15 protein-coding genes are annotated in these 16,567 nt (G+C 65.5%); 5 read left to right on the top strand and 10 right to left on the bottom strand.

The window, feature by feature from the left end:
• Window positions 1-113: 113 nt before the first annotated feature.
• Entirely contained in the window at window positions 114-845 is a 732-nt protein-coding gene (locus VA599_RS00695; protein WP_346787342.1) for a redoxin family protein, read from the bottom strand.
• Window positions 846-1,037: 192 nt separating this feature from the next.
• On the opposite strand from VA599_RS00695, the gene gloA2 reads away from it, so the two are divergent.
• From gloA2 to VA599_RS00670, 5 genes are all read left to right on the top strand, one after another.
• Complete coding sequence (gloA2, locus tag VA599_RS00690; RefSeq protein ID WP_021478058.1) at window positions 1,038-1,436, top strand: SMU1112c/YaeR family gloxylase I-like metalloprotein; 399 nt, start codon at window positions 1,038-1,040, stop codon at window positions 1,434-1,436.
• A gap of 129 nt (window positions 1,437-1,565) precedes the next feature.
• The gene (locus VA599_RS00685) at window positions 1,566-3,455 is read left to right on the top strand and encodes a lytic transglycosylase domain-containing protein (RefSeq protein WP_346787341.1); all 1,890 of its coding nucleotides are present in this window, start codon (window positions 1,566-1,568) and stop codon (window positions 3,453-3,455) included.
• 10 nt (window positions 3,456-3,465) lie between these two features.
• Entirely contained in the window at window positions 3,466-4,407 is a 942-nt protein-coding gene (locus VA599_RS00680) for a complex I NDUFA9 subunit family protein (RefSeq protein ID WP_346787340.1), read from the top strand.
• A 1-nt stretch (window position 4,408) separates the two neighbouring features.
• Window positions 4,409-5,632, top strand: coding sequence for a multifunctional CCA addition/repair protein (locus VA599_RS00675; RefSeq protein ID WP_346787339.1), 1,224 nt, complete (start codon window positions 4,409-4,411; stop codon window positions 5,630-5,632).
• The gene (locus tag VA599_RS00670; protein ID WP_346787338.1) at window positions 5,632-6,741 is read left to right on the top strand and encodes a 2-methylaconitate cis-trans isomerase PrpF family protein; all 1,110 of its coding nucleotides are present in this window, start codon (window positions 5,632-5,634) and stop codon (window positions 6,739-6,741) included. Before VA599_RS00675 ends, VA599_RS00670 begins: the two co-directional genes overlap by 1 nt.
• 51 nt (window positions 6,742-6,792) lie before the next feature.
• Here VA599_RS00670 and VA599_RS00665 read toward each other — a convergent pair whose 3' ends face one another.
• The 9 genes from VA599_RS00665 to ald form a co-directional block, all read right to left on the bottom strand.
• A complete protein-coding gene (locus VA599_RS00665) occupies window positions 6,793-7,590 on the bottom strand; it encodes a TrmH family RNA methyltransferase (protein WP_346787337.1) in 798 nt (265 codons plus the stop codon).
• A 65-nt stretch (window positions 7,591-7,655) separates the two neighbouring features.
• Entirely contained in the window at window positions 7,656-8,975 is a 1,320-nt protein-coding gene (locus tag VA599_RS00660; RefSeq protein ID WP_346787336.1) for an HDOD domain-containing protein, read from the bottom strand.
• Window positions 8,962-9,702: an SAM-dependent methyltransferase gene (locus VA599_RS00655; RefSeq protein ID WP_346787335.1), complete on the bottom strand. Its 741-nt coding sequence runs from the start codon at window positions 9,700-9,702 to the stop codon at window positions 8,962-8,964. Before VA599_RS00655 ends, VA599_RS00660 begins: the two co-directional genes overlap by 14 nt.
• Before the next feature lie 4 nt (window positions 9,703-9,706).
• On the bottom strand, window positions 9,707-10,624 hold the full coding sequence (gene motB / locus VA599_RS00650) for a flagellar motor protein MotB (RefSeq protein WP_021478066.1): 918 nt from the start codon (window positions 10,622-10,624) through the stop codon (window positions 9,707-9,709).
• Between the two features lie 18 nt (window positions 10,625-10,642).
• Window positions 10,643-11,497 carry a flagellar motor stator protein MotA gene (gene motA / locus VA599_RS00645; RefSeq protein ID WP_021478067.1) on the bottom strand — a complete coding sequence of 285 codons (855 nt, stop codon included), beginning with the start codon at window positions 11,495-11,497 and terminating at the stop codon, window positions 10,643-10,645.
• 172 nt (window positions 11,498-11,669) lie between these two features.
• Complete coding sequence (locus VA599_RS00640; RefSeq protein WP_346787334.1) at window positions 11,670-13,049, bottom strand: aspartate aminotransferase family protein; 1,380 nt, start codon at window positions 13,047-13,049, stop codon at window positions 11,670-11,672.
• A 125-nt stretch (window positions 13,050-13,174) separates the two neighbouring features.
• Entirely contained in the window at window positions 13,175-14,509 is a 1,335-nt protein-coding gene (locus VA599_RS00635; protein ID WP_021478069.1) for a glutamine synthetase family protein, read from the bottom strand.
• Between the two features lie 110 nt (window positions 14,510-14,619).
• Window positions 14,620-15,375 carry a gamma-glutamyl-gamma-aminobutyrate hydrolase family protein gene (locus tag VA599_RS00630; RefSeq protein ID WP_104946996.1) on the bottom strand — a complete coding sequence of 252 codons (756 nt, stop codon included), beginning with the start codon at window positions 15,373-15,375 and terminating at the stop codon, window positions 14,620-14,622.
• Between the two features lie 17 nt (window positions 15,376-15,392).
• Window positions 15,393-16,517, bottom strand: coding sequence for an alanine dehydrogenase (gene ald, locus VA599_RS00625; RefSeq protein ID WP_021478071.1), 1,125 nt, complete (start codon window positions 16,515-16,517; stop codon window positions 15,393-15,395).
• Between the last annotated feature and the right edge of the window lie 50 nt (window positions 16,518-16,567).

The following is a 16,567-nucleotide window of genomic DNA, read 5'->3' as shown; positions in this document are numbered from 1 at the left end:
CTGCGCATATTGAACATGCCGTCCCGCATCCCTACTGGAAAAAACGGCCGGCAGGAGTACCGGCCCAAGAAATCCGGCGGCGTCAGGGCCCGAAGCCGCCGGAGTCGAACGTCTTATTTGGCGAAGCGCTTTTCCACTTCGTCGGCGGAGCCGATCAGCTCGCCGTTGATGAACACCTGCGGAGCGGTCATCGCGCCGGACACCGCGCCCAGCACCTTGCCGCGGATCTTGTTGTCCAGCGGCACTTCGACGAAGTCGTAGCCGTTTTCGCTCAGCACGGCCTTGGCGCGGGCGCAGTGCGGGCAGCCAACCTTGGTGAACACCACGACCTGGTCAGGCTTCTTGGCGGTCGGGTTGATGTAGTTCAGCATGGTATCGGCGTCGGACACCTTGAACGGATCGCCCGGCTCTTGCGGCTCGACGAACATCTTGTCCACCACGCCGTCCTTGACCAGCATCGAGTAGCGCCAGCTGCGCTTGCCGAAGCCCAGGTCCTGCTTGTCCACCAGCATGCCCATGCCTTCGGTGAAGTCGCCGTTGCCGTCCGGGATCATCACGATGTTCTGCGCTTCCTGATCCTTGGCCCATTCGTTCATCACGAAGGTGTCGTTGACCGACACGCACAGGATGGCGTCCACGCCGTTGGCGAAGAAGGACGGGGCCAGTTCGTTGAAGCGTGGCAGGTGGGTGGAAGAGCAGGTCGGGGTGAACGCGCCCGGCAGCGAGAACAGGGCGACGGTCTTGCCGTCGAACAGCTCGGCGGAGGTGACATTCTTCCACTCGTTGTTTTCACGAATGCGGAAAGTGACGTTCGGTACGCGTTGGCCTTCACGATTTTGCAGCATGGCTATCTCCTTGAGGGTTGACTGCGGTTGTTAGCTATCGACCGGTGCATTCTGATAGCCATGGCAAAATTCGTCTAATTGATTGTCACAAGACTTTTGATTGTCTTTTTCAATGCCCATCTCCGCCGCTGGGCAGCCCGCCCGCAGCGACGCTAAAATGGCGGCATCCGGCAACACCCAGCCTCAACAGCCATGCATATCACCGGCCTGCACCACGTCGCCATCATCGCTTCCGACTACGCGCGCTCGCGCGACTTCTACTGCCGCGCGCTCGGTTTTAAAGTCATCGCCGAGAACTGGCGCGAGGAAAGACAGTCCTGGAAACTGGACCTGGCGCTGCCGGGCGGCGGCCAGATCGAACTGTTCAGCTTCCCCTCCCCGCCGCCCCGCCCCAGCCGGCCGGAAGCCTGCGGCCTGCGCCACCTGGCGCTGGCCTGCGACGACGCGGAAGCGATGCGCGGCCATCTGCAAGACCAAGGCGTGAGCGTGGAAGGCATCAGGGTGGACGAATACACCGGCGCGAGTTTTTTCTTCTGCGCCGATCCGGACGGTTTGCCGATCGAGTTCTACCAGGCCGCGCCGACGGCCTGAAAACGCGGGCCATGAAAGCGAGCGCTCCGCGCCGCGGCCTGTCATATTGAAATAAGCATTGAGCGCGCGGGACGCCCCGCCGCCGCCGCGCCGCCAGTCGGCGCGGAGACCCCAACAGACGGAACGCAAATGAAAGCTTTGACCACTCCCATCCGCCTGGCGGGCCTGACCCTGGCCCTGGGCGCCGCCCTGCCTGCGCTGGCCGGCCCCGACGACGCCCTGCTCGCCGCCCGCGACGCCTTCCGCGCCAACGATCTGGCCAAACTGGCCAGCCTGGGCGACAAACTGCCGGAAAATTACCCGCTGAAGGACTATCCGGAATACTGGCAAACCTGGAAGGCGCTGGACCGCAACGACGACGCCCAGGTGCTGCGCTTCCTGGCCCGGACGCCGGAAGGCCTGATGCCGGAACGGATACGCAATGAGTGGGTGAAGAAGCTGGGCCTGCGCGAAGACTGGACCGCCTTCGCCAATGAATGGAAGAAGCTGCCGCCCGAAGGCCGCGATGAGGAATCGAGCTGCTACGGCGAGCTGCTGCAAATGCGCCAGGGGCAAAAGCCGGGCAATCTGGACCGGTTCCTGGAAGGCAAGCCGGCGCCGGATGGCTGCAACCGGCTGATAGACATGGCCTATGCCCGCGGCGCGCTAAGCCAGGACTGGCTGTGGCGCCGCGCCCGCCTGCTGCTGGCCGGCAATTACCTCACCCAGGCGCGCCAGCTGGCCAGCGACACCCAGTTGCCGCTAGACAACGCCGCGCTCAACAAACCCTCTCTCGCCAGCCCGGACACCCCGGGCGGCCAGGAAGCCATCCTCTACGACGCGGTGCGCAAGGGCAAGACTGATCTGAACGGCGCGGCGGCGATGCTGTCGCGCGTGGAGAGCCAGCTGACGCCCGACCGCGCCGGCTTCGGCTGGGGCCAGCTGGCGCTGCTGTCCGCCCGCAAGCAGCAGGCCGGCCAGGCGCTGCAATGGTTTGAAAAAGCCGACCCGCGCCAGTTGACCACTGACCAGTGGGAATGGTGGGCACGCTCGGCGCTGCGGCTGGAGCAATGGAGCCAGCTGGACGGCGTCATCCGCCGCATGCCCCAGGAGCTGGCCGCCAAGCCGGCCTGGCGCTACTGGCTGGCCCGCTCGCTGAAGCAGCAGGGCAAGCCGGCCGAAGCGGCGCCGCTGTTCAGCCAGGCCAGCGTCGGCCACAACTATTACGCGCTGCTGTCGCTGGAAGAGCTGGGCAACAGCCTGTCCGCGTCCGCCAGCAAAACCGGCCCGAGCGGCGACGACGTCACCCGGATGAAGGCCGACCCTGCCGTCCGCCGCTCGCTGGCGCTGCTCAACGTCGCCGAAATCTACACCAAGCCGGAGTTCCGCACCGACGCGCAGCGCGAATGGCGCTGGGCGATGCGCGGCCGCAACGACATGGAGCTGCTGGCCGCCGCCGAGATCGCGCGCAAGGAAAACTTCTACGACATGGCGATCTACAGCGCCGAGCGCACCAAGGAAGAACACGATTTCTCGCTGCGCTACCTGACGCCCTACCGTGAAGTCACGCAGAAATACGCGCGCCAGCTCGACATCGACGATGCCTGGGTCTACGGCCTGATCCGCCAGGAAAGCCGCTTCATCACCATGGCCCGCTCCGGCGTCGGCGCCTCCGGCCTGATGCAGCTGATGCCCGCCACCGCCAAATGGGCGGCCAAGAAGATCGGCCTCACCCACTTCGCGGTCAACGACATCGACACCAATGTCCAGCTCGGCACCTGGTATCTGCGCTACGTGCTGGACAATCTGTCCGGCAACCAGGTGATGGCCACCGCCGCCTACAACGCCGGCCCCGGCCGCGCCCGCAACTGGCAGGCCGACCGCGCGCTGGACGGCACCATCTACGCCGAAACCATCCCCTTCAGCGAAACGCGCGATTACGTGCAAAAGGTGATGGCCAACGCCGCCTACTACTCCAGCACCTTCGGCCATGCCAACATCTCCCTGAGAAACCGCATGGGAATCGTGCCGGCGCGCTGAGGAAAACGACATGACCTCGCAGAGAATTTGCCTGATAGGCGGCAGCGGCTTCATCGGCCGCCATCTGGCAGCCCAACTGGCCAGCCGCGGCCACCGGCTCACCATCGCCAGCCGCCGCGCCCCGCCGCCCGGTTTCCGCGTGCTGCCGTCGGCCGAGCTGGTCTCCGCCGACATCCATGACCCGGATCAACTGGCCAGGCTGGTTGCCGGCCACGACGCGGTGGTCAGCATGGTCGGCATCCTGCACGGCAGCCGCGCCCAGTTTGAAAAGGCGCACACCCAATTGCCGGAAAAGATCGTCGCCGCCTGCCGGCGGCAGAACGTGCGCCGGCTGCTGCACATCAGCGCCTTGGGCGCCGCCCAGGACGCGCCCAGCGACTATCAGCAGACCAAGGCGCTGGGCGAGCTGGCGGTGGAATCCAGCGGACTGGACTGGACCATATTGCGTCCGTCGGTGGTGTTCGGTCGCGACGATGCCTTCCTCAATATGTTCGCCGGCCTGCAAAAGTTGCTGCCCATCCTGCCGCTGGCCGGCGCGGGATGCAAGATGGCTCCGGTGTGGGTGGAAGACGTCGCCCGCGCGGCGTGCGAATGCCTGGCGCGCAAGGAAACCGTAGGCAAGAAACTGGATCTGGCCGGCCCTGAGATCCATACCCTGGCCGATCTGGCCCGGCTGGCCGGCCGCGCCAGCGGCCATCCGCGCCCGGTGCTCGGCCTGCCCGACAACCTGGCCATGCTGCAGGCGGCGCTGATGGAATGGCTGCCGGGCCCGACGCTGATGAGCCGCGACAACGTGCGCTCACTGCAATGGGACAACGTCAGCGACCAGCCTTTCCCGTCCGCCCTGCTGGGCTTCGAGCCCGCCGCGCTGTCGGCGCTGGCGCCGGGCTGGCTGGCTGGCCGCGGCCGCAACGACACCGCGTCACGCTACCGCGCGAAGGCGGTGCGCTGAGATGGAAATCTACATCGTCGGCGGCGCCGTGCGCGACCGCTTGCTGAACCTCCCGGTCAAGGACCGGGATTGGGTGGTGGTGGGCGCCACCCCGGATGACATGCTGGCGCAGGGCTACCGCCCGGTGGGCAAGGACTTCCCGGTGTTTCTGCACCCGGAAACCCATGAGGAATACGCGCTGGCCCGCACCGAGCGCAAGGTGGCCAGAGGCTACCACGGCTTCACCTTCCACACCTCGCCCGATGTGACGCTGGTAGAGGATCTAGCCCGGCGCGACCTGACCATCAACGCCATCGCCGAGGCGGCCGACGGCAGCCTGACCGACCCCTACGGCGGCCAGGAAGACCTGAAGGCGCGCCTGCTGCGCCACGTCAGCCCGGCTTTCGCCGAAGACCCGGTGCGCATCCTGCGGCTGGCGCGCTTCGCCGCCCGCTTCGACTTCGCGGTCGCGCCGGAAACCATGGCGCTGATGCGGCAGATGGTGGACGACGGCGAGGCCGACGCGCTGGTCGCTGAGCGGGTGTGGCAGGAGCTGGCCAAGGGGCTGATGGAAGATAAACCGTCGCGGATGTTCCTGACGCTGCGCGAGTGCGGCGCGCTGGCGCGCATCCTGCCCGAGGTGGAAGCGCTGTTCGGGGTGCCGCAACGCGCCGACTATCACCCCGAGATAGATTGCGGCGACCACGTGATGCGGGTGCTCGACTACGCCGCGGCGGCCGGCCAGCCGCTGGCCGTGCGCTTCGCCGCGCTGGGGCACGATCTGGGCAAGGCGCTGACGCCGGCCGACGTGCTGCCGCGCCACATCGGCCACGAGGAAGGCGGCATCGCGCCGCTGTCGGAACTGTGCCGCCGGCTGCGCGTGCCCAACGATTGCCGCGACCTCGCCCACATCACCATGGTGCATCACACCAAGGTCCACCGGGCGCTGGAATTGAAACCGGAAACCGTGCTGCGCCTGCTCAAGGACTGCGACGCGCTGCGCCGGCCCGAGCGCTTCCTGCAGATGCTGGACGCCTGCCTGGCCGACGCCCGCGGCCGGCTGAGCTTCGAAAATGCGCCCTACCCGCAAAAGGACTACCTGCGCGCGCAACTGGCTGCTACGCTGCAAATTGATGCCGGCGCCATAGCCGCCGGCTGCGCCGACAAGGCCGCCATCCCGGCCACGATAGACGCCGCCCGCATCGCCGTCATCTCCAAGTGCAAGGAGGAATGGGAGGAGGACTGATGGACAATGACTATCGCCTTCCCGCCACGCTGATGCGCGGCGGCACCAGCAAGGGCCTGTTCATCCGGGCCGACGCGCTGCCCGACGACACCGAGCAATGGCAAAGCTTGCTGTTGCGGGCGATCGGCAGCCCCGATCCTTATGGCAGGCAAACCGACGGCCTGGGCAACGGCACCACCCGCTCCAGCAAGGTGGTGATCGTCAGCCCTTCCCGCCGCGACGATTGCGACGTGGACGCGCTGTTCGGCCACGTATTCACCGACGAGGCGCGGATAGACTGGTCCGGCAATTGCGGCAACCTCGCCGCCGCCGTGCCGCTGTTCGCGGTGATGGAGAAGCTGGCGCGGCCGGAAGACGGCGTCGCCACCATCGCCATCTGGCAGGCCAACGTAGGCAAGCGCATTCTGGCCGAACTGGAAATATTCGAAGGCCAGGCCGTCTGGCAGGGCGACTTCCGCATCGATGGCGTCGCCTTTCCCGGCGCACCCATCCGGCTGCGCTATCTGGATCCCGCCGGCGACTGCAGCGAGATGTTTCCCACCGGCATGCTGATGGACAAGCTGAAGCTGCCCGATGGCAGCCAGGTGGATGCCACGCTGATAGACGCCGGCAACCCCACCCTGTTCGTCCGCGCCCGTGATTTCGGCCTCAAGGGCCGTGAAACGGCCGCCGAGATCGATCCCGCCATCATGCGCCGGCTGGAGATGGCGCGCGCCGCCGCCACGGTGGCCATCGGCCTGGCCGATGACATCTTCGCCGCCGGACGCGAATATCCGGCCACGCCCAAGATCAGCTTCCTGTCGCCGGACGGCGATCCGGACTGCGCGCTGCACGCCCGCGCGCTGTCGATGGGCAAGCTGCATCCCGCCTATCCCGGCACCGACGCCATCGCGCTCGCCTGCGCCTGCGCGACCGAGGGCACGCTGCCGGCCGAACTGGCCGGCGGGCCGGTGCGCGGCATGCCGCTGACCTTCAGCCACCCCAGCGGCCGGCTGACATTGGAAGCCGTGCTGGGCCTGGACTCGCTGGGCTGGAAAGTGGATGAGGTGGTGCTGACCCGCACCGCGCGCCCGCTAATGCGCGGCGAGGTGTTCATCCCTCTGGACTGAGCCGGCCTGCCGGCCGGACATGAAAGCAAGCGGAGCGCGACCGACGCCGTGTCAGGCCGGGCGTTCCTGCTGCCGCACCCGCTCGAACAAGCAAACCGTCGCCGCCATCGCCACGTTCAGCGACTCCGCGTGGCCGGGCATCGGAATGCGGATGCGCGCGTCCGCCAGCGCCAGCAGCGCGTCGCTGACGCCTGCGCCCTCGTTGCCGAACACGAAGGCCACCGGCCCCGTCAAATCATGACCGTACAAGGAGCTGGATCCCTCCAGATGCGTGACCAGCCGACGTCCGCCGAAGCGGCGCAGCTCATCGGCGAGGTCGGCGTGCTCGTGTATGCGCAGCGCGAAATGCGCGCCCATGCCGGCGCGCAGCACCTTCGGAGAGAACACATCCACGCAGCCCTTGGACAGGAAGACGTCGTACACGCCGGCCGCGGCGGCCGTGCGCAGGATGGTCCCCAGATTTCCCGGGTCCTGGATGTCTTCCAGCAGCACCCGGGCGGCTGCCGCCGACGGCGGCGCGGGCCGTGGACGCGGGCTCAGCGCCAGCAGCTCGCCGGCGCTGGACAGCGCGGTCACCTTGGCCATCACCGCTTCAGGCATCGCGATCACCGCGCACCCGGCGGGCAAGCCAGCCAGCAGCCTCTGCACTTCCGGCTTGCCGGCCATCGCCTCGTTCAGATAGACCCGCGACAAGATGCCGCCCGCCTGCAGGCAGGATTCGGCCAGGTGGATGCCCTCCAACACCATCACGCCTTCCTTGCGGCGGTCGCGGCTGTGCTGGACCAATCTGGCCAGCGCCTTGACTTCGTCGTTGTGGGGAGACGTGATGGTCTTGGAGATGTGATGCATGTCGATTCTGCCGATGCGGCGCTAAGCGGAGGGGCAGAGTTTACCCGCCCCCGCGCCTTCTTGCATCAATGCTGGACCAGGCGGCTGATCAGATCCTTGAAGCGATGGTAGGTTGCGTCGTCTATCGCGCGGCCGGTGCGCGCGTTGTCGACATAGAACACGCCGCCGAGCCTGTGTCCGCCGAACAAGGTCATCAGCGCGAATTCGCCGTCGCCGATGTGCTGGAAGAATTCGTCCTCATAACGCCGGCTTAGCTGCTGGCGCACATCGGACGGCGCGTGGAAGCTTTGCGGCTTGCCGGTGAATACGCCGAAGAAGCTGCCCGGTTCCAGCTCCACCTGGAGCTTGCGCAGCGGGCTGTCCGCCTCCACGCCTACCTGGTAGCGCAGCTTCAGCGCGTGCAGATCGTGCTCGTAATGGTAGTACAGCACGCGTTCGAACTTCAGATCGTTGGCCAGGAAGCGTATCGACTCCCGAATCGCATTCTCAAGCTGGTCGGCGTCGGACAGCGCCTGAGCCTTCTTCATTTCCGGCTTCTTGCCGTTGTCGGTCAGCAGCAGCAGCGCGCGCGCCGGGAAGGTATACCCGACGACATGCGGGCGCTTCGCGACCTTGAGCGCGGCGTGCACCACGGCGTTGTAGGCCATCTCCGGCATGCAATTGATCATCTTGGCCGCGGTGTCCACGCCCACCAGCCAGGTGCTGCGCTCGATGCCATGATCCAGCGAGTTCGCCGTGGCGATGGCCAGCTTCAGCAACTGGCGCCGCTTGTTGGGCACGCCGGGCCCCAGCAGCGTGTTGAATCCGCTCGGCAGCGGCATGTGCTTCACGAAGGATTGCAGGATCTTGCCGTAATCGGCGTCGAACGCCTCGGACATCTCCTGCAGCAGCGGCTTGTCCGGCAAGCGGTTGCGCTGAATCATGTAGATGCAGGCCGGCAGGTTGTACAGCAGCGCGGAGACGAAACAGTCCTCCACTTTCAGGTCGCCCATGATGGACAGCCATTCCTTGACGATCAAGGCCGCCACCCGGCTGCGCGCCATCCAGTCGCCAACCGCTTCGTAAACATCGTCGTCCAGCTTGCCCTCGGCGGCGTCCAGCGGCTCGATGCGGTTGAAACGCGCCACCACCGCCTCCAGCCCCATCAGCAGCAGCGTCTGCTCCACCGCGGGGATGCTCTCGTTGCGCTGCAGCGCGCGCGAATTGCCCACCACCCGGAACAGATCCAGCAGCAGGAAAGGATCGGACAGGCAGAGATTGGCCAGGTCGGTGAAGTTGATCAGGTCGCTGTGGCGGGCGCAAGCGTCGCGCAGCTCCAACAGCGTGTCGGGCAGAATCGGCCACCGCCGTTCCGCGATGGTCTTGGTCCAGTTATCGAGGTCCATTTGGATGGTGCCAGATCAATAGTTCTTTTTGCAAAGGGCCGTCGAGAGGAATGCATTCGTCCGGCTCGATGCCGGGCACGGAAAAGGTGTTGCTGATGAGCAGGCTGCCGGGCCGGCCCTCGGCAACGAACTTGCTCCAGACCCTAGGCATGGGCTCCGGCGACAAGAACACGTAAATCGCGTCATACCTCCCCCAATCCTCGCTCCAAAAATTGCGGCAGGCGAACGCCAGCCGGTTCGGGCTTCCCGCCCGCCGCCAGCGCCAGCGCGCCAGCAGCCAGCTGCCCACGGCGTTTTCCAGCGCGCGCATGTTCAGGTCCGGTCGGCGCAAGGCCAGCAGCAGCGCCAGCCGGCCATCGCCGCAGCCTGCCTCGAGCAACGACACGCCGCCGGCCAGCCGCTCGGCCAGCCGTTCCGCCACCGCGACCGCGGAACGGTAAAGCGGCACCCGTTCAACCAGCGCGTTGCGCCCCAGCGCCAGCGTCAGCAGCAACGCCGCCAGATACCAGCCCGGCGCGACGCCAGCCTGGCTGGCCAGCGCCACCGCCGGCACGAACAATCCATGCGCGAGGCGCTGCCAGCCCGGCAAACGCAAGACGACGGCGCACAAGCCCGCCAACAGCCCCTGCAGCGCGGCCCAGGGCAATAAATGCAAAGCCGGCGCGATGAAAACCCAGGCGCCGACACAGGCGAGCAGTTGAAGCAGCGGATGGCGCAGCCGCCTCATCCGCTCAGGGCTCGTTCGGCTGCGGAGCCGCTTCGCCGCCTTGCTGCGGCCCGCCTATCACTTCCTGGTTCATCTGCGGCTTGAAGCCGTCGTTGAGTATCGACGACTCGGCGTCCTTGTTCAGCACCACGATGGTGATGCGGCGGTTCTCCGGGCTGAACACATCGCTCTTGATCAGCGGATTGGCGGACGACAGGCCCACCACGCGCAGGATCTTGTTCTCGGAGAGGCCTCCGGCCACCAGCTCGCGGCGGGCGGTGTTGGCCCGGTCGGCCGACAGCTCCCAGTTGCTGTAGCCGCCTTGGCCGCCGGCGAAAGGCTTGGCGTCGGTATGGCCGGAAATGCTGATCCTGTTGGGCAGCTGATTCAGCTCCGAAGCCAGCTGCTGCAGCAGCACCCGGGTATGCGGCAGCATGCGCGAGCTGCCGGAATCGAACATCGGCCGGTTCTGCTCGTCGACGATCTGGATCTTCAGCCCTTCCGGCGTCATTTCCAGCTTCAGCTGGTTCTTGTACTGCTTGAACAGATCGCTCTGGTCTATGGTCTGCTGGATTTTCTGCTGCAGTTGGTTCAGGCTGGCCTGCTCCTTCTGCTTCTGCATGATTTCTTCCTGCTTGGCGCCGGCCTTGTTCACCTGGCCGGCCTGCTTGGTCAGATCGTTGCCGCCGCCCTTGACCACCGAGGTGGCGTCGCCCGCGCCCGCGCCGCCGGACATGGCGACTTTCAGCGGCGTCTTGAAGTATTCGGAAATCCCGCTCAAGGTGCCTTGCGACGCGGACCCCAGCAGCCACATCAACAGGAAGAACGCCATCATCGCCGTCACGAAGTCGGCATAGGCGATTTTCCAGGCGCCGCCGTGATGGCCGTGCCCCCCCTTTTTGATTTTCTTGACGATTATCGGTCGTTGCGATTCATCGGCCATTTCTGTCCCCTGCCCGGCTTATTTCTTCTGCTTGACGTGATCTTCCAGCTCCTTGAACGACGGGCGGTCCATCGAGGACAGCGCCTTGCGGCCGAACTCCACCGCCACCTGCGGCGCGTAGCCGTTCAGGCTGGCCAGCAGCGTCACCTTGATCGTCTGGTAGACGCGGGTGCCTTCGGCCAGCTTGTGCTCCAGAATGGTGCCCAGCGGACCGACGAAACCGTAGGCGAGCAAAATACCGAGGAAGGTGCCCACCAGCGCGTGCGCGATCAGCATGCCTAGCTCGGACGGCGGCGCGCCCACCGATTCCATCGTGTGGACCACGCCCATCACCGCGGCCACGATACCGAAGGCCGGCAGGCCGTCGGCCAGTCCCTTGACCGCCGACACCGGCACTTCGCCCTCGTGGTGGTGGGTTTCGATCTCGACGTCCATCAGGTTCTCGATCTCGAAGGCGTTGAGGTTGCCGCCGACCATCAGCCGCAGGTAGTCGCAAATGAACTCGACCACATGGTGGTCATGCATGACCGTAGGGTACTTGGAGAAAACCGGGCTGGATTCGGGATTTTCAACATCGGCTTCGATCGACATCAGGCCTTCCTTGCGCACCTTGGTCAGGATCTCGAACAGCAGGGAAAACAGATCCATGTAGAAGGCCTTGCCATAGGAACTGCCCTTGAACACGGTGGGAAGCGCCTTGGTGGTGGCCTTCAGCGGCGCGCCGCCATTGGCGACGACGAAAGCGCCGATGGCCGCGCCGGCGATCATCACGACCTCCAGCGGTTGCATCAGCGCGGCGACATGGCCCCCCGCGGCGATGAAGCCCCCAAGCACCGAGCCCAGAATGATGAGATACCCGATTGCGACGAACATGCGCCAAGTCCTGTATTTGTTTTATTGCCTCATGCCGTTATTTGTATTACAGCATGCCTTTTTGCAATTCATTATAGAAATAATAGAAAAAGCGGGTGGAATTGTATCAACCCGCTTCATTCCCTGCAAAAAAGGCGGGGGCGAGGCCGCCCCCACACCAGCATAGCCGGCGCTAGGCCAGTCCGCGCGCCTTCAGCGCCTGCTCGAACTCGGCCAGGCAACGCGCCGCCACCCCCAGCATTTCATCCACTTCGGCTCGCGTCATCACCAGCGGCGGCGAACATACGATATGGTCGCCGCAAGCGCGCATGATCAGGTTGTTGCGGAAGAAGATGTCGCGGCACAGCGTGCCGACTTCGCCGAAATCGGGGAACAGCTCGCGCTTCGCCTTGTTCTTCACCAGCGTGAAGGCCTGGATCAGGCCGACGCCGCGCACGTCGTCCACGTGCTCGAACTGGCTGAAGGTCTCGCGCCAGCGCTTCTGCATGTAAGGACCGATATCGTCCTTGACGCGCTGGACGATGCCCTCGTCGCGCAGCGCCACCACATTGGCGTGCGCCACCGCGGCGCATACCGGATGGCCGGAATAGGTGAAGCCGTGGTTGAAGTCGCCGCCGGCCACCAGGCCTTCCGCCACACGCTTGCCGACGAACACCGCGCCGATCGGCAAGTAGCCCGACGACAAGCCCTTGGCCGCGGTGAACAGGTCAGGCTGGAAGCCGAAATGCTGATGGCCGAACCATTCGCCGGTGCGGCCGAAACCGCAGATCACTTCGTCCGCCACAATCAACACATCGTGCTTACGGCAGATGCGCTCGATTTCCGGCCAGTAGGTGGCCGGCGGAATGATCACCCCGCCGGCGCCCTGGATGGGTTCGGCGACAAAAGCGGCCACCTTGTCGGCGCCGATCTCCTGGATCCTCTCGTCCAGCCAGCGCGCGGCCACCACGCCGAATTCGTCCGGCGTCATGTCCTTGCCGTGCTTGTACCACCACGGCTGCTCGATGTGGGCCATGCCCGGAATCGGCAGATCGCCCTGCTCGTGCATGTACTTCATGCCGCCCAGGCTGGCGCCGCCGATGGTGGAGCCGTGATAGCCGTTCCAACGGCCGATCAGCGTCTTCTTCTCCGGCTTGCCCTGCACGTCCCAGTAGCGGCGCACCATGCGGATCATGGTGTCCACCGACTCGGAGCCGGAGTTGGTGTAAAACACGTGCTCGAAGCCGGCGGGCGTCACTTCGGCCAGCAGGCTGGACAGCTCGACCACCGCCGGATGGGTGGTCTTGAAGAAGGTGTTGTAGAACGGCAGCTCTTCCATCTGGCGGCGCGCCACCTCGGCGAAATCCTTGCGGCCGTAGCCGACGTTCACGCACCACAGGCCGGCCATGCCGTCGATGATCTTGTTGCCGTCCGAATCCCAAAGATAGATGCCTTCTCCGCGCGTCATCACGCGCGCGCCCGCCTGGTTCAGCGATGCGGTATCGGTAAACGGATGCAGGTGATGGGCGGCATCCAGTTCGCGCCATTGGCTGGTCGTACGTTGCTTCTGCATAACACTTCCTTCCAGTTTTCTCCGACGGGGCGGGACCTTGCCCGCCCCTCCTGCGCCTGCGGCGTCGTTCTATTCGTTTGTCCTGTCTGTTCCGCGATTCTAACCTTGCGCGGATGATCCGCGCATCACACGTGCAGCAGCAGGAACTTGCGCTCCCACGGACTGATCACGCGGAAATACTCGGCGAACTCCTTTTCCTTCATCGCCACGTACATCTTGACGAAGCGAGGCCCCAGCACTTCGGCGATCTCGCTGCAGCCGGCCAGCTGCAACAGCGACTCTTCCGAGCTGTTGGGGAACTGGTAAGGCAGCTCGTAGGCGTCGGTCTGCCTGGGCTCGGTCGGCCGCAGCTTGTTCACCATGCCCAAGTAGCCGCAGGCCAGCGTGGCGGCGATGGCGATGTAGGGATTGACGTCCACGCCCGGCACCCTGTTTTCGATGCGGCGCGCGGCCGGCGACGAGTGCGGGATGCGCAGGCCCACGGTGCGGTTGTCGTAACCCCATTCGACATTGGTCGGCGCCGCGGTGTAGCGAGACAAACGACGGAATGAGTTCACGTAGGGAGCGAACAGCGGCATGGTCTGCGGCACGTATTTCTGCAGGCCGGCGATGAAGTGGAAGAAGATGTCGGACGGGCTGCCGTCCTCGTTGGTGAATACGTTGCGGCCGGTGTTCTTGTCCACCAGGCTCTGGTGGATGTGCATGGCGCTGCCGGGCTCGTTCTCCATCGGCTTGGCCATGAAAGTGGCGTACATATTGTGGCGGAACGCCGCCTCGCGCACGGTGCGCTTGAACAGGAACACCTGGTCGGCCAAGTCCAGCGGGTTGCCGTGCAGGAAGTTGATTTCCATCTGAGCGGTGCCGATCTCATGAATCAGCGTGTCCACTTCCAGATTCTGCGCGTGGCAATAATCGTAGATGTCCTCGAACAGCGGGTCGAACTCGTTGACCGCATCGATCGAGTAAGAACGGCGGCCGAACTCCGCCCGGCCGGTGCGGCCGATCGGCGCGGCCAGCGGGATGTCGGGGTCGGGATTCGGCGACAGCAGGTAGAACTCCATCTCCGGCGCCAGCACCGGCTCCAGACCCATTTCGTCGAACAGGCCCAGCACGCGCTTGAGCACATTGCGCGGCGCCACGTCCACCGGGCTGCCGTCGGCGCGGCAGCAGTCATAAATCAGCTGGGCCGTCGGATCCACCGCCCACGGCACGTAGCGCAGCGTGTTCGGATCGGGCTCCAGCACCATGTCGGGGTCGGTCAGGTCCAGCAGGCTGTCGTCGGGATAGTCGCCGGTCACGGTCTGGATCAGCACCGCCTCGGGCAGGCGCATTTCCGGATCGGAAACGAACTTGTCCTTGGGCACGATCTTTCCGCGGGCGATGCCGGTCATGTCCGGCACGATGCATTCGACTTCGGTGATTCGGTGCTCTCGCAACCACTCGTTGATCTGGTGATTCATAACGCTTCCTCTATGGTCTCCCCGGCCGCTGGCTGCGGCTCTGGATCGGGAGGTGCTACTTTATGAGTCATCGAGACTCGCGCCGGGTTCCTCGTCCGGCGCGCTGGGATTCATCCCTTGCGGCTTTCCCTCCTCATCCGGCAAGCCTCGCCGAAGGCGTGGAAGATGGCCTGGGACAGCGGATTGTCCCAATACAGCCATTCCGGATGCCATTGCACGGCGAAGGCGAAGCCCTTTGAATTGCGGACGCGGTAGGCCTCCACCAGGCCGTCCTCTGCATGCGCCTCGGCGATCAGGCTAGGCGCCAGCCGCTTGATGCCTTGCTGGTGCAGCGAATTGACCATCGCCTCGCGCGCGCCGGACCATTCCGCCAGCAAACCGCCTTCGACGAAATCCACCCGGTGCGCCGGCGCGTACATCGCGGCGATGTCGTCGCCCTCCGCCTCGCGGTGGTCGCGCAGGCCCGGCTCTTCCTGCACGTGCTGGTGCAGCTCCCCGCCCAGCGCGACGTTGATCTCCTGAAAGCCTCGGCAGATGCCCAGCAGCGGCACGCCCTCTTCCAGCGCCAGGCGGATCAAAGGCAGCGTGGTGGCGTCGCGGCGCGGATCGTGCAGCGTGCCCGTGCGGCTGGCCGGCCCGCCGTAATGGCGCGGCTCCACATTGGACGGCGAGCCCGGCAACAACACGCCGTCCAGCGTCGCCAGCGTGGCGCGCAGCAGCGCGTCGTCGCCCAGCGACGGAATCAACACCGGCAGGCCGCCCGCTCCGCCGGCCGCGGCTGCAATGTATTTGTCGCCCACCGCATGAAACGGCAGCAGACCGATCATTTTCAGATCACACGGGATGCCTATCATTGCTTGCGACATGGCTTGCTGCGCTCCTATCAGCTTGCGGCCTTGATGGCCTCTATCGGATCGACGTAAGCGTGGCCCAGATCCCGCGCCACCGCCTGGTAGGTGACCCGTCCGCGGCAGACGTTAAGTCCGTTGCGCAGGTGGGCGTTGTCCAGCAGCGCCTGGCGCCAGCCTTTGTTGGCCAGCTCAAGCGTGTACGGCAGCGTGGCGTTGGTCAACGCCTGGGTTGAGGTGCGGGCGACGCCGCCCGGCATATTGGCCACGCAGTAGTGGACGATGCCGTCCACGGTGTAGATCGGGTCCTGGTGGGTGGTGGCCCGGCTAGTCTCGAAACAGCCGCCCTGGTCTATCGCCACGTCCACCAGCACCGCGCCCGGCTTCATCGTCTTCAGCATCGCGCGCGTCACCAGCTTGGGCGCGGCCGCGCCGGGAATCAGCACCGCGCCGATCACCAGGTCGGCGTCGCGGATGCTGTCGTCGATGTTGGCGCCGTTGGACATCAGGGTCTTGATGCGGCCGCCGAACACCATGTCTATCTCTTTGAGCCGGGCCAGCGATTTATCGAGGATGGCGACGTCGGCGCCTGCGCCCATCGCCATCCGCGCGGCGTTCAGCCCCACCACCCCGCCGCCTATCACCACCACCTTGGCCGGCGCCACGCCGGGCACGCCGCCCAGCAGCACGCCGCGGCCGCCCTGCGCCTTTTCCAGCGCGTGCGCGCCGGCCTGGATCGCCATCCGGCCGGCCACTTCGGACATCGGCGCCAGCAGCGGCAGGCCGCCGCGCTCGTCGGTGACGGTTTCGTAGGCGATGGCCACCGAGTCGGACTCGATCAGCAGCTTGGTCTGCTCCGGGTCCGGCGCCAGGTGCAGGTAAGTGAAAAGAATCTGGCCCGGGCGCAGCATCCGGCACTCCACCGGCTGCGGCTCCTTGACCTTGACGATCATGTCGGCGCGCTCGAACACCTCTTCCGCGTTGGAGGCGATAGACGCGCCGGCCTGGATGTATTGCTCGTCGGTAAAGCCGATCGCGAGACCCGCGTGGGTCTGCACCAGTACCTTGTGCCCATTCGCCACCAGCTCGCGGACACCGGACGGGGTCAGACCCACGCGGTACTCATGGTTTTTGATTTCCTTCGGAACGCCGATCAACATAGTCGTCTCCAACTGGTTTTTGCCCTGCACAGGCAGACAAACGCCGTTTA

Source organism: Chromobacterium indicum (assembly GCF_039708975.1).
Taxonomy (GTDB): Bacteria; Pseudomonadota; Gammaproteobacteria; order Burkholderiales; family Chromobacteriaceae; genus Chromobacterium; species Chromobacterium piscinae.
Note: the sequence above shows the minus strand (reverse complement) of the source record. Positions and strands in the feature narration are given on the sequence as shown.